This is a genomic window from Sphingobium indicum B90A (assembly GCF_000264945.2).
GTDB lineage: Bacteria > Pseudomonadota > Alphaproteobacteria > Sphingomonadales > Sphingomonadaceae > Sphingobium > Sphingobium indicum.
This window is the reverse complement of the sequence record NZ_CP013070.1, coordinates 2,110,777-2,122,827: the sequence shown is the minus strand read 5'-3', so window position 1 is coordinate 2,122,827 and position 12,051 is coordinate 2,110,777. Positions and strand designations below refer to the sequence as shown.

Genomic DNA, 12,051 nt, shown 5'->3' with positions numbered 1-12,051 from the left:
GTCGCCCTGTTTCGCAGCGCAGCCTTTAGCCGCCGCGCCCTGCCGAGCCGATGAGCCGTTCATGAAATATCGGTCATATATTCGAACGCGGGGAATTGGGCGGGAGCGGACGTCAGTTCCTCCCTGCGCGCAGCGTGGGGAGGGTCGAAGAGAGGCACGTGACTCTCTTCGACGCCGCCGAAGGCAGTGGTGGAGGGGAAATGGCGGGACCTGCGTATTTCCCCTCCACCAGCCTTCGGCTGGTCCCCCTCCCCATCTCTCGATGGGGAGGAATAGGATAGGCTTTCCCCCAAACCAACCGCGGCAGTTCATACTCCACGCCGAAAATGCGCGGGCGGTCTTGCCCTTCATCGCCCGACATCCGATATCGCCGCCATCGTCCGCACGTTCCATGATTTTCAGGGAGTTTCCATGTCAGCCAGTCCCCGTGCCGTGACGCGCGCCGTCGAACCGCTTTTCCTCGATCGCTGGTCGCCGCGCGCCTTCGATTCCTCCGCGATCCCGCAGGAGGATCTGGACACGATCTTCGACGCGGCGCGCTGGGCGCCCTCCGCCTTCAACTATCAGCCCTGGCGCCTGCTCTACGCCACCCGCGACAGCGTCGACTGGGGCCGCTTCCTGGGGCTGCTGATGCCTTTCAACCAGGCATGGGTGCAGAATGCCTCGGCGCTGCTGTTCATCCTGTCCGACACGCTGATCGCCGCGCCGGGATCGGAAGATTTCAAGCCCTCGCACAGCCACAGCTTCGATGCCGGCGCGGCCTGGGCGCTGCTGGCGTTGCAGGCGACCCGGATGGGCTATCACAGCCATGCGATGACGGGCGTCGATTTCGACAAGGCGCGGGCGGAACTGGGCGTGCCGGATCGCTTCCGGATCGAGGCCGCCGTCGCCATCGGCCGCATCGCCGACAAGGCGATCCTTCCCGAAGCGCTCCAGGAGCGCGAGGCGCCGAGCGGCCGCAAGGACATTGCGGAATTCGTCACGGCGGGCAATTTCCCCGCATAAGGCGGGAGCGCGGTTCCAACCTCAGGCCTGGGTTCCTGCCTGCGCAGGAACACGGCCTTGCATCATTACTGGCGGGGCCTTCGGTTCGCCCTGAACTGAATGTCGATCCTAATGATCGACTGCCATCTTCAACCAACCCCAAAAATGGTGAGGCCCGGTCCCGCTTGCGCAGGCCGAGCCTCATTCCCTCTCCAAACTGGTAAGCGGATCAGCCGTCGTAATCGCCGCCGATATTCTGGTTGCGCGGCGGGGCGGCGGCGGTCAGGCGCAGGGCCTCCGCCGACTGGGCGATCGAACCGATTTCGTCCGGCGTGTCGTCGTCGTCGATCTGCACCTTCTGCAGCGATGCGACGAGCGAATCGTGCAGATCCACCGGCAGGACGGTCTCCTCCGCGATCTCGCGCAGGGCGACGACCGGGTTTTTGTCGCGGTCGCGATCCAGCGTCAGCTCGGCGCCGCCGGAAATCTCGCGGGCGCGCTGCGCGGCAAGCAGGACGAGGTCAAAACGGTTGGTAACCTTGTCGACGCAATCTTCGACGGTAACGCGGGCCAAACGGGCGCTCCTGAACCAAGAGAAATCGTGAAAGGCGCGCCTAACAGCGCAGGTCTTAAGAGTCAATGAAAAGCCCATAAACTGTGGCCAGCCGCCCCGAATGAGGGCATGAACGGAGCATGGCGAGCATCCAGCAGGCAGAGCCGGGGCCAGGCGAGGGGCCAGGTGAGGGGCAGATCGGCCTGTCGCTGCATGGCGACCGCCTGCGCGTGATAGAGACGGGACCGGCGCTGCGCCAGGCGCTGGTGGACCTGATCGACGGCGCGCAGGAAAGCCTCAAGCTCTATTATTACATCTTCGCCGCGGACGGCAGCGGGCAACTCGTCCTCGACCGGCTGATCGCGGCGCGGGGGCGCGGCGTTGCGGTCACGCTGATGATCGACGCCTTCGGATCGGGATCGACGCCGCTCGCCTTCTTCGATCCGCTGCTGGCGGCGGGCGGGCATTTCGGCCGCTTCGGCGCGCGCCGCTCGATGCGCTACCTGATCCGCAACCACCAGAAGCTGGCGATCGCCGACGACCGGCGGCTGCTGATGGGCGGCTTCAATGTCGAGGACGGCTATTTCGGCATTCCGGAGGAGGATTGCTGGCACGATCTGGGCCTGCTGGTCGAAGGGCCGCAGGTGCAGGCGATGACGAGCTGGTATGGCCAGCTCTGGCGCTGGGTCTCGACCCGCGGGCAGCGTTTCCGCACGCTGCGCCGCATGGTGCGCAACTGGCACAGCCCCCTCCATCCGAAGGCAGGCGATCCGATCCGCTGGGTGATCGGCGGCCCCACCCGGCGGCTCAGCCCCTGGGCGCAGCTTGTGAAACACGATCTGGAGCGGGCGCGGCGGCTCGACATGGTGGAGGCCTATTTCTCGCCGGGCCGCGGCATGTTGAAGCGCATCGCCCGGGCGGCGCGGCGGAAGGGATCGCGCCTCGTCCTGCCCTCCAGGTCCGACAATGGCGCCACCGTCGCGGCGGCGCGCCTGCTCTACGGCCCGCTGCTCAAGCGCGGCGTGGAAATCTGGGAATATCAGCCCTGCAAGCTGCACATGAAGCTGATCGTGGTGGACGATGCGGTCTATGTCGGATCGGCCAATTTCGACATGCGCAGCCTGTTCCTGAACCTGGAGATCATGCTGCGCGTCGAAGATCCCGGTTTTGCCCAGGCGATGCGCGCCCTGGTCGACCGGCGGGTCGCGCAAAGCCGCCAGGTCACGCTGGAAACGCACCGCGCTCAGCGCAGCCTGCCGACGCTGGTCAAGCAGTGGATCAGCTATTTCCTGGTCGGCGTGCTGGATTACACCGTGACCCGCCGGCTCAATTTCCGCGACCCGGATGCCGATTAGGGCGGGGACAGAGCCGTTGCGGTTCCCCCCGCCCCGGAAGCGCGCTAGGGTGGCGGCGTGACAAGGGAGACGGACCCGGCGGCCTACGACCTCGCCGTGATCGGCGGCGGCGTCAACGGCTGCGGCGTGGCGCGCGATGCGGCCGGGCGCGGTGCGCGGGTGTTGCTGCTGGAGCGCGGCGACCTGGCGCAGGGCACCTCCTCCGCCTCCACCAAGCTGATCCATGGCGGGCTGCGCTATCTGGAGCATCGGGAGTTCGGCCTGGTGCGCGAATCGCTGGCGGAACGCGAGCGGCTCTGGGCGATCGCGCCGCACATCATCCATCCGTTGCGCTTCGTGCTGCCCTGGGTGCCGGGGCTGCGGCCGCGCTGGATACTGCGCCTTGGCCTGTTCGCCTATGACCATATGGGCGGCCGCCGTGCCCTGCCGCCGACCCAGAGCGTCGACCTGCGCCGGCATCCGGCCGGGCGGCCGCTGAAAACAGGCTTCGGCACGGCCTTCGTCTATTCCGACGGCTGGGTGGACGATGCGCGCCTCGTCATCCTGAACGCCCGCGATGCCGCCGACCGGGGCGCGGAGGTGCGCACCCGGACGGACGTGCGGCGGCTGGAGCGGGAAGGCGGCGGCTGGACGATCCATGCGCAGGCAGGCGACGGAACGACGCCGCGCTTCCGCGCCCGCGCCGTGGTCAACGCCGCCGGGCCGCTGGCGCTGGACCTGCTCCATCGCGCCCATGGCGAGACGGACCGCCACATGCGGCTGGTGCGCGGATCGCATATCGTCGTGCCGCGCCTGTTCGACCACGGCTTCGCCTATTTCTTCCAACTGCCCGACGGCCGCATCTTCTTTGCCCTGCCCTATGAGCGCGACTTCACCCTGATCGGCACGACGGACCGCGACCATGGGGGATCGGTCGACAACGTCCGGCCCGATCCCGAAGAGATCGCCTATCTCTGCGACGGGGCGAACCGCTATTTCCGAAGGACCATCGCGCCGCAGCATGTGCTGTGGTCCTATGCCGGGGTCCGCCCGCTGGTCGACGACGGCTCCGGTCGACCGGAAGCGGCGACGCGGGGCTACCGGCTGGAGCTTGACGCGCCGGACGGAGAGGCGCCGCTGCTCAGCCTGTTCGGCGGCAAGATCACCACCTATCGCCGCCTCGCCGGGGAGGCGGTGGCGATGCTGAAGCCCTTTCTCCCCAGCCTGTCGGGCGGCGACTGGACCGCGAAGGCGGCGCTGCCGGGCGGCGACTTCCCGATGCAGGGGCGCGACCGGCTGATCGCGGACCTGGGCTGCGACTATCCTTTCCTGGACTATGCCTCGGTGGAGCGGATCGCCTGCGCCTATGGCACCCGCGCCTGGGATTGGCTGGACGGGGCGCGGGACATGGACGGGCTGGGCACGCATTTCGGCCACGGCCTGACGGAGGCGGAGCTGCGCTATCTGGTGGCGCGCGAATGGGCGATGACGGCCGACGACATATTATGGCGACGGACGAAGCTGGGGCTGCGTCTGGACGCGGGGCAGAAGGCGCATGTCCGCGAGTGGCTGGGGGAGACGGGATGAGCGAGCGGCCGATATTGGTGCTGGACGAGGGCACGACGTCCACCCGGGCGATGCTCTACGCCCCGGACGGGCGGCGGCTGGGCATGGCGCAGGCGGACCTCAGCCAATATTATCCCCAGCCCGGCTGGGTCGAGCATGATGCGACGGAGATCTGGGAAAAGACCCTGGCCTGCGCGCGCGACATGGTGGCGCTGGCGGGCGGGGCGGATCGGGTCGCCGCCATCGGCATCACCAACCAGCGCGAAACCGTGGTCGCCTGGGACCGACGGACAGGCGAGCCGCTGGCCCCCGCCATCGTCTGGCAGGACCGCCGCACCGCCGGTCATTGCGCCGCCCTGCGCGAGGCGGGGGAGGAGGAGGCGGTCCAGCGGCGGACGGGACTGGTGCTCGATCCCTATTTCTCCGCGACGAAGATGCGCTGGCTTCTGGACCATGCGCCCGCCGTGGCGGAGGCGGGAGCCAGGCTCGCCTTCGGCACCATCGAAAGCTGGCTGATGTGGAAGCTGACCGGCGGACAGCATGTCAGCGACGCCAGCAATGCCAGCCGAACCCAGTTGATGGCGCTGGACGGCACGGATTGGGACATCGGCCTGTGCGACCTGTTCGGCGTGCCGCCGCAGGCCCTGCCGGAGATCGTCGACAATATCGGCGCCTTTGGCGCGACGCAGGCCGAATGGTTCGGCCAGCCGATCGCGATCCGGGGACTGATGGGGGATCAGCAGGCGGCGACCATCGGCCAGGCCTGCCTGACGCCGGGCGACGCCAAGGCGACATTGGGCACCGGGGCCTTCGTCCTTGCCCATATGGGCGGGGCCGTGCCGGTATCGCGGCATCGGCTGCTCGGCACCCTGCTTTGCCGCCTGCCGGGCGAGACGAGCTATGCGCTGGAAGGATCGCTGTTCGTCGCGGGCAGCCTGGTCCAGTGGATGCGCGACGAACTGCGCCTGATCGCCACGGCGGAGGAAAGCGAAGCGCTGGCCCGTTCGGTGCCGGACAGCGGCGGCGTCGCCATGCTGCCCGCATTGGCGGGGTTGGGCGCGCCGCACTGGCGCGCCGACGCGAAGGGGACGATCCATGGGCTGACGCTGGGCACGAAGCGGGCGCATATCGTGCGCGCGGCGCTCGAATCGCTCTCCCACCAGCTTCACGACCTGGCCGGCGCGTTCGCGGCGGACGGCATGCCCTGGCGAACCCTGTGCATCGACGGCGGGATGAGCGCCAACGACTGGATCGCGCAGGATCTGGCCGACATTCTGGACCTCCCCGTGGATCGCCCCGCCGATGTGGAGACGACCGCCAGGGGCGCGGCGATGCTGGCGGCGGTGGGCGCGGGCCTGTTTCCCTCCCTAGCCGCGGCAGCCGCGGCGATGCGGGCGGAACGGCGATGCTTCATGCCGGCCTTGCCGGACGATGCCAGGAACGAAAGGCTGCGGCGTTGGCATGCGCTGCTGGCCTGTGCGTGATTTCTCGCGTGTATATTCGGAATCGTGAGTATATTTTAACGATAAGCGTCTAATGCGGGGCGGAACATGCAGACGTCTCTTCAACATCCTTCTTCCCGCCTTGCGCCGCTCGCTTTGGGTTGCGCCTATTTCCTCATGGCGGCGCTGGCGCTGGCCAGTTCGCGCTTCGAAGGGGGACTGGCCTTCATCTGGGGCGCCAATGCGCTGCTCATGGCCTATCTGCTGACGTCGCGAGCCGGCGCCTGGCCCTGCGCGCTGATCGTCTGCGGCGTGGCGAGCGCGCTGTCGACCGCCCTGTGGGGCATGGGGACGCTCGCCGCCGTGCCGATGGCGGTCATCAACCTGCTGGAAGCGGTGATCGTCGCGCTGATCTGCCGCCGCTTCGCGCCGGGCGGCAAATTCGCCGGATCGATGCAGCGGCTGTTCGTCTTCATCCTGGCGCTCTGCGGCCCGGCCAATCTGATCGCGGGCCTGGCCGCCGCCACGGTCGCGTCGGCGCTGACGACGGTGCCCTTCGCCTCGTCGCTGCTGCAATGGTATACCGGGCATGTGCTGGGCGGGCTGACCTGCACGCCGATCCTGATGATGCTGATGCGGGGCGAATTGCGGCGCTGGTTCGGCCAGACCCCGCCCCGGGGCAAGTGGGAGGCGCTGGGGCTGTTGCTGCTCTTTGCGCTGGCGACCGCCTTCGTCTTCTATGCGGCGCGCTATCCGTTGCTGTTCGCGCTGCTGCTGCCGATGGTCGCCATCGTGTTCCGCCTGGGCAATCTGGGCGCGGCGGCTTCGGTCATGATCCTGGCCATGATCGGCGGCATGGCGACCATGACCGGCCACGGCCCGCTGTACATGATCCCCGGCACGCTGGGCGAGCGGATGCAGTTCTTCCAGCTTTTCCTGGCCTTCAGCTTCCTGCTGTCCATGCCGATCGCGGCGGAACTGAACAGCCGCCGCCGCCTGTTCCAGATGTTGCAGGAAAGCGAGGCGCGCTACCGCGCCATTGCGGAAAATAGCGGCGACGTGGTGCTCAACATCAGCGTCGGCGGCGTGATCGAATATGCCTCCCCCGCCGCGGCGGAGCAGATCGGCTGCGCCCCGGAACTGCTGATCGGCCAGGATGCCGCCAATCTGGTCGACCCGGCGGACCGGGACCAGGTGATCGCGACGCTGGACCGCGCGCTGGACCAGCCGGGAGAGGTGCAGACGGTGGAATTCCGTCCCTTCATCTCCGCGCAGGGCAGCGAATGGTGCGAGATGGTGGCTCGGGCCGTCGTTGACGAACGCGGCCTGCCTACCGGCGTCGTCAGCACGATCCGCGACATGTCCCGGCACAAGGCGCGGCAACGCGCGCTTCAGCAGGTGGCGGCGCTGGATTCGCTGACCGGGGCGGACACCCGCCGGGCCTTCCTGGAAAAGCTGGAGGAGGAGATGCTGCGCGTCCGCCACGGTGCGCGGGCCTGCCTGTTGCTGATCGACATCGATCATTTCAAGGCGGTCAACGATTGCTATGGCCATGGCGCGGGCGACCGCGTGCTGGCGGGTTTCGTGGAGCGGCTGCGTCCGGGGCTGCGCGGCGGCGACAGCATCGGCCGTCTGGGCGGCGAGGAATTCGCCATATTGCTGAGCGGCACGGATGTCGTGCGGGCGAGCATGATCTGCGAAAGGCTGCGCGAAATGGTGACGGCCCATCCGGTTCAGATCGATTCGGGCGAGGTGATCCCGGTGACGTTCAGCGCGGGCTTGGTCGGGCTGGGCAGCCAGAGCGACGCTCAGGCGGTGCTGGAGGCGGCGGACAAGGCGCTCTACAACGCCAAGCACAGCGGACGGAACTGCCTGCGCCTGGCGGCGTAGGGAGCGTTTGGACCCTCTGGACGAAGCGCCCTCCCGGCGGTTGGGCGCGCGCAGCAGCGCGACGGGGATAATGGCGGGCCGAAAAGTTCCCCAGGTCTATCGCAAGAATCTCGCGATGATATGTTGTAACTTTCCCCCGCCTCGCTTATGTAGCACGCACCATGCCGATCAGCCTTCGCCAGCATCTGCTCAACGGCCGGATCGATCGCCTCGCGATCGCTCTGTCGGGCATGTGCGTGGCGCATTGCTTCGGCACGGCCGTGCTGCTGGGCGTGCTCGCCTCGGCCGGGGGGATTTTCGAAAGCCCGATCTTCCATGAGGCCGGACTTGCGCTGGCGATCCTGCTCGGCGCGGTGGCGCTCGGCCACGGCGCGGTGGCGCATGGCTTCATGATGCCCGCCGCCATCGGATCGCTGGGCCTGGGCATCATGGCGGGCGCGCTCACCATGGACCATGGCTGGCAGGAAAGCGCCTATACGTTGCTGGGCGTCGGCATCCTGGCGCTCGGTCACGATCTCAATCACCGCGCCGGGCGATAGCCGCTCCGGCATCTCAGGCGGGACCGCCCAGCGATCCGGAAATGCGGCAAGCCAAGAAGGTCGGTCCTCGACCCCGGCTCAGATCGGCTTCCGGTCCAGCCGGTGCTCGCCCTTCACCCAGCGCACGGTGCCGGTGCTGGCGCGCATCACGACGCTGTCGGTGGTGAGCCTGCCGCCCGGCAGCCGCTTGACCCCGGCCAGCAGCGATCCGTCGGTGACGCCGGTCGCCGCGAAGATGCAGTCGCCCTTGGCCAGTTCGTTGAGGTCATAGACCTTGTCCAGATCGGCAATGCCCCATTTGCGGGCGCGGGCGCGCTCGTCGTCGTTGCGGAACAGCAGCTTGCCCTTGAACTGCCCGCCGACGCAGCGCAGCGCCGCGCAGGCCAGCACGCCCTCCGGCGCGCCGCCCGAACCCATGTACATGTCGATATTGGTTTCCGGATCGGTGGTGGCGATCACCCCCGCCACGTCCCCGTCCGGGATCAGCATGATGCCGCAGCCGATGGCGCGCAGCTCCGCGATCAGCTTCTCATGGCGCGGCCGGTCCAGCACGCAGACGATGATCTCATGCGGATCGACGCCCTTGGCGCGGGCGACCGCCTCGACATTCTCCTTCACCGGCCTGTTGAGGTCGATGACGCCGTCCGGCAGGCCGGGGCCGACCGCCAGCTTCTCCATATAGACGTCGGGCGCGTTGAGCAGGCCGCCCTCCTCGGAAATCGCCAGCACGGCCAGCGCGTTGGGACCGGCCTTGGCGGTGATGGTGGTGCCCTCCAGCGGATCGAGCGCGATGTCGATCCGGGGGCCGGTGCCGATCGCGTTGCCGACCTTTTCCCCGATGTACAGCATCGGCGCCTCGTCCCGTTCGCCTTCGCCGATGACGACGGTGCCGTCCATATAGAGGTCGTTGAAGGCCAGGCGCATCGCCTCGACCGCGGCGGCGTCGGCGGCCTTTTCATCGCCCCGGCCGATCAGCTTCGACGCGGCGATGGCGGCCGCCTCGGTCACGCGCACCATCTCCAGCACCAGCACGCGATCGAGTATCGAGCTTGCCTGCACCATGTCGTTTCCCCTTCAGCCGCTATTTTGGGGAGGGCGATAGGATGTCGGCCGGCCATTGTCGAGGGCGTGCCTTTCACGAAGCCGATGCAATGAAGGCATTTGCCCGATTGAGCGCCGTCATATGGCGAGATTGGATGGAGAGCGGACGTTCCCCTATTCGTCACCCCTCCCCCTATTCGTCACCCCGGGCTTGACCCGGGGTCCCGCTGCCTTGGGCTAGGCGCGGACTCAGAAAGAAAGCGGGACCCCGGATCAAGTCCGGGGTGACGGTAAATGATGTCCGCTCACGGCCAACTTCAGCCCCGCCAACACACCTCCAAGCATCAATCCAGTATATGCATCACCACCGGCGTTTGCAGCAGGCTGTCCGACCCGGCCAGCCGGTCCAGCGTCTCGCGCACGCAGCGTTCCTCGCCCGCATGGGTGACGATCGCCACCAGCACCCCGTCCGTCTGGCTGGCGCCGCGCTGGATCATGCTCTCTATGGACACGCCGGCGTCGCGGGTCGCCGCCGCGATCTCCGCCAGCACGCCGGGCCGGTCCTGCACCTTGAAGCGCAGATAGGCGCGGCCGACGCGCTTGCCGGCATCCGCGGGCTTCTGCTGCGCGAGCGCCGCGACCGGCATGGCCAGCGCGTCGCCATATTCGTCGCGCGCCACGTCGATCAGGTCAGCGACCACCGCCGATGCGGTGGGGCCGTCGCCGGCGCCGCGCCCCTGGAAGAAGAGGCGGCCGACGAAATTGCCCTCCGCCACCACGGCGTTCAGCGATCCGTCGACATGGGCGAGCGGATGGTCGAGCGGCACCAGCATCGGATGGACGCGCTGGAACAGGCCTTCCGGGCCGTTTTCCGCCATGCCGACCAGGCGGATGCGATAGCCCAGCGCCGCCGCTTCCGCGATGTCGGCGGCGATGACGTGCCGGATGCCGGTGATCGCGACCGCGTCGAAATCCAGTTCCGTGCCGAAGGCGAGGCTGGCGAGGATGGTCAGCTTGTGCGCGGCGTCGACGCCGTCGATGTCGAAGCTGGGATCGGCTTCGGCATAGCCCAGTTCCTGCGCTTCCTTCAGCACCTCGTCGAAGCCGCGTCCTTCTTTCTCCATCGTGGTCAGGATATAGTTGCAGGTGCCGTTGAGGATGCCGTAGACGCGGGCGATCTCGTTCGCGGCCGCGCCCTCGCGCATGCCCTTGATGACCGGGATGCCGCCCGCGACCGCCGCTTCATATTTGAGCGCCACGCCCGCCTTTTCCGCCAGCCCGGCGAGGTCCAGGCCATGATGGGCCAGCATCGCCTTGTTGGCGGTGACGAAGGGCTTGCCGACGCTCAGGCACTGGCGGGCGAGGGTGAGGGCAGGGCCGTCCGCCCCGCCGATCAGTTCCACCACCACGTCGATGTCGTCGCGGGTCGCCAGCGTCGTCATGTCGTCCACCCATTCATAGGGCGACAGGTCGACGCCGCGATCCTTGTTCCGGTCGCGGGCGGAGATGGCGACGATCTGGATCGGGCAGCCGGCGCGGCGAGCGATCAGGTCCGCATTGGTCTGGAGCAGCCGGATGACCCCGCCGCCCACCGTGCCGAGGCCGACCAGCGCGACGCGCAGCGGGGCATGGCGGTGCAGATTGGTCATGGCTTGCGTTCATCCTTCCTGATCACGAGACGCCGCGCTGATAGCGGCCTCTGCGCGTCTGTCCAAGGAAAAGGAGCCGATGTCGGAACCGGAAAGGCTGTCGCCGCTGCCAGGTCAGCGAACCGTCCTCGTCCGCCCGCAGGGGCCAAGGGCGTCCAGGACAATCCGATAATCCGCGCGGGCCAGCTCGGCATCCTGGGGCGACAGCGCGCGCACGGACCGGGCAGGCAGGGCATCGGGCAGGCCGCAGGCCAGGCGGTACCAGAGCAGGCTGCCGGGCGCGGGGGGGCGGGCTGCCTCATCCACGATCTCGCCCAGCGCCACGGCCCAGCGCGGTTGCTGCCCGGGCCGGCGCAGTATGGACAGCGAGACAGGGTCGCCATTTTCGGTGCGCAGGAAGATCTGCGTCTCCCCTTCCCCGGCGATGGTGCCCGCGACGTGGAAGGCGTCGCCCAGCCCCACGATGCGGGGCGGCGCATCGACGGCGACCAGTTCGGACAGGATCGCCTTCACCCGCTCGGTCTCGGCCGGGGTGGCGAGGATCTGCGCGTCGCGGGCGATGAGCTGGATTTCGCCGGGACGCCCTCCGGGACGCGCGAACAGGATGACCTGCGCCTTCTTCAGCTTGGGCATCTTGCCCCGCGCGTCGAGCGGCGCGTCATAGAGGTAGCGGACGGTCGGGCTGATTCCCCCTTCGCCGCGAATCAGCGCGCCGACATTCGCCTCCACATAGACCCTTTGATGCCCCGGCGGCACGGCGCCGGCCTGCCCCGGCTTCAACTTGATGATGTTGCCAATCCGCGCCTGTGCCACCAGCGGCGCGGCGTCGGCGAGGTCGGCTATGTCCGCATAGGATAGGCCCGCGACACGCTCGGATGATTGCGCTACCATCCGGTCCGAATCCGGCTGAGCCGCAGAAATCCGCGATTGTGCGGCGAAAATGAGGCAGATCAGGGTGAGCGTCCGCAGGGGCATGGTGGATTTCTTTTTCATCTTCGTCCTAATGATGGCAGTCCGTGACATGTTTGTCACATGCAAGTCTTTCCGGTGTGT

General features: G+C 68.0%; 10 protein-coding genes. 6 read left to right on the top strand and 4 right to left on the bottom strand.

Annotation, left to right across the window (positions count from 1 at the left end):
* Nucleotides 1–411 precede the first annotated feature (411 nt).
* Nucleotides 412–1,005, top strand: a complete 594-nt coding sequence (locus tag SIDU_RS10345; protein ID WP_007688624.1) for a nitroreductase family protein — start codon at nucleotides 412–414, stop codon at nucleotides 1,003–1,005.
* Between the two features lie 208 nt (nucleotides 1,006–1,213).
* Here the strand turns inward: SIDU_RS10345 and rpoZ are convergent, their stop codons facing one another.
* Nucleotides 1,214–1,558, bottom strand: a complete 345-nt coding sequence (gene rpoZ, locus SIDU_RS10340; protein WP_007688625.1) for a DNA-directed RNA polymerase subunit omega — start codon at nucleotides 1,556–1,558, stop codon at nucleotides 1,214–1,216.
* Nucleotides 1,559–1,677: 119 nt separating this feature from the next.
* Here rpoZ and SIDU_RS10335 point away from each other — a divergent pair, with 119 nt between their 5' ends.
* From SIDU_RS10335 to SIDU_RS10315, 5 genes are all read left to right on the top strand, one after another.
* Nucleotides 1,678–2,892 (top strand): phospholipase D-like domain-containing protein, encoded by a 1,215-nt coding sequence (locus tag SIDU_RS10335; RefSeq protein ID WP_007688626.1) that lies wholly within the window; start codon nucleotides 1,678–1,680, stop codon nucleotides 2,890–2,892.
* Between the two features lie 57 nt (nucleotides 2,893–2,949).
* Nucleotides 2,950–4,458, top strand: a complete 1,509-nt coding sequence (locus SIDU_RS10330) for a glycerol-3-phosphate dehydrogenase (RefSeq protein ID WP_007688627.1) — start codon at nucleotides 2,950–2,952, stop codon at nucleotides 4,456–4,458.
* Nucleotides 4,455–5,921 (top strand): FGGY family carbohydrate kinase, encoded by a 1,467-nt coding sequence (locus tag SIDU_RS10325; RefSeq protein WP_007688629.1) that lies wholly within the window; start codon nucleotides 4,455–4,457, stop codon nucleotides 5,919–5,921. The genes SIDU_RS10330 and SIDU_RS10325 overlap by 4 nt, the downstream gene beginning before the upstream one ends.
* 66 nt (nucleotides 5,922–5,987) lie before the next feature.
* A complete protein-coding gene (locus SIDU_RS10320; RefSeq protein ID WP_037507993.1) occupies nucleotides 5,988–7,769 on the top strand; it encodes a sensor domain-containing diguanylate cyclase in 1,782 nt (593 codons plus the stop codon).
* A gap of 161 nt (nucleotides 7,770–7,930) precedes the next feature.
* Nucleotides 7,931–8,308, top strand: a complete 378-nt coding sequence (locus SIDU_RS10315) for a MerC domain-containing protein (protein ID WP_007688631.1) — start codon at nucleotides 7,931–7,933, stop codon at nucleotides 8,306–8,308.
* A gap of 78 nt (nucleotides 8,309–8,386) precedes the next feature.
* Here the strand turns inward: SIDU_RS10315 and glpX are convergent, their stop codons facing one another.
* The 3 genes from glpX to SIDU_RS10300 form a co-directional block, all read right to left on the bottom strand.
* Nucleotides 8,387–9,370, bottom strand: coding sequence for a class II fructose-bisphosphatase (gene glpX, locus SIDU_RS10310; protein ID WP_007688632.1), 984 nt, complete (start codon nucleotides 9,368–9,370; stop codon nucleotides 8,387–8,389).
* Between the two features lie 323 nt (nucleotides 9,371–9,693).
* Entirely contained in the window at nucleotides 9,694–10,998 is a 1,305-nt protein-coding gene (locus SIDU_RS10305; RefSeq protein WP_007688633.1) for a homoserine dehydrogenase, read from the bottom strand.
* 114 nt (nucleotides 10,999–11,112) lie between these two features.
* A complete protein-coding gene (locus SIDU_RS10300) occupies nucleotides 11,113–11,973 on the bottom strand; it encodes a hypothetical protein (RefSeq protein WP_007688634.1) in 861 nt (286 codons plus the stop codon).
* Nucleotides 11,974–12,051: the final 78 nt, after the last annotated feature.

Coding starts and splice junctions, on each gene's coding strand:
- SIDU_RS10345 (WP_007688624.1), top strand. CDS start 412: ATGTCAGCCAGTCCCCGTGCCGTGACGCGCGCCGTCGAACCGCTTTTC.
- SIDU_RS10335 (WP_007688626.1), top strand. CDS start 1,678: ATGGCGAGCATCCAGCAGGCAGAGCCGGGGCCAGGCGAGGGGCCAGGT.
- SIDU_RS10325 (WP_007688629.1), top strand. CDS start 4,455: ATGAGCGAGCGGCCGATATTGGTGCTGGACGAGGGCACGACGTCCACC.
- SIDU_RS10320 (WP_037507993.1), top strand. CDS start 5,988: ATGCAGACGTCTCTTCAACATCCTTCTTCCCGCCTTGCGCCGCTCGCT.
- SIDU_RS10315 (WP_007688631.1), top strand. CDS start 7,931: ATGCCGATCAGCCTTCGCCAGCATCTGCTCAACGGCCGGATCGATCGC.
- glpX (WP_007688632.1), bottom strand. CDS start 9,370: ATGGTGCAGGCAAGCTCGATACTCGATCGCGTGCTGGTGCTGGAGATG.
- SIDU_RS10305 (WP_007688633.1), bottom strand. CDS start 10,998: ATGACCAATCTGCACCGCCATGCCCCGCTGCGCGTCGCGCTGGTCGGC.
- SIDU_RS10300 (WP_007688634.1), bottom strand. CDS start 11,973: ATGCCCCTGCGGACGCTCACCCTGATCTGCCTCATTTTCGCCGCACAA.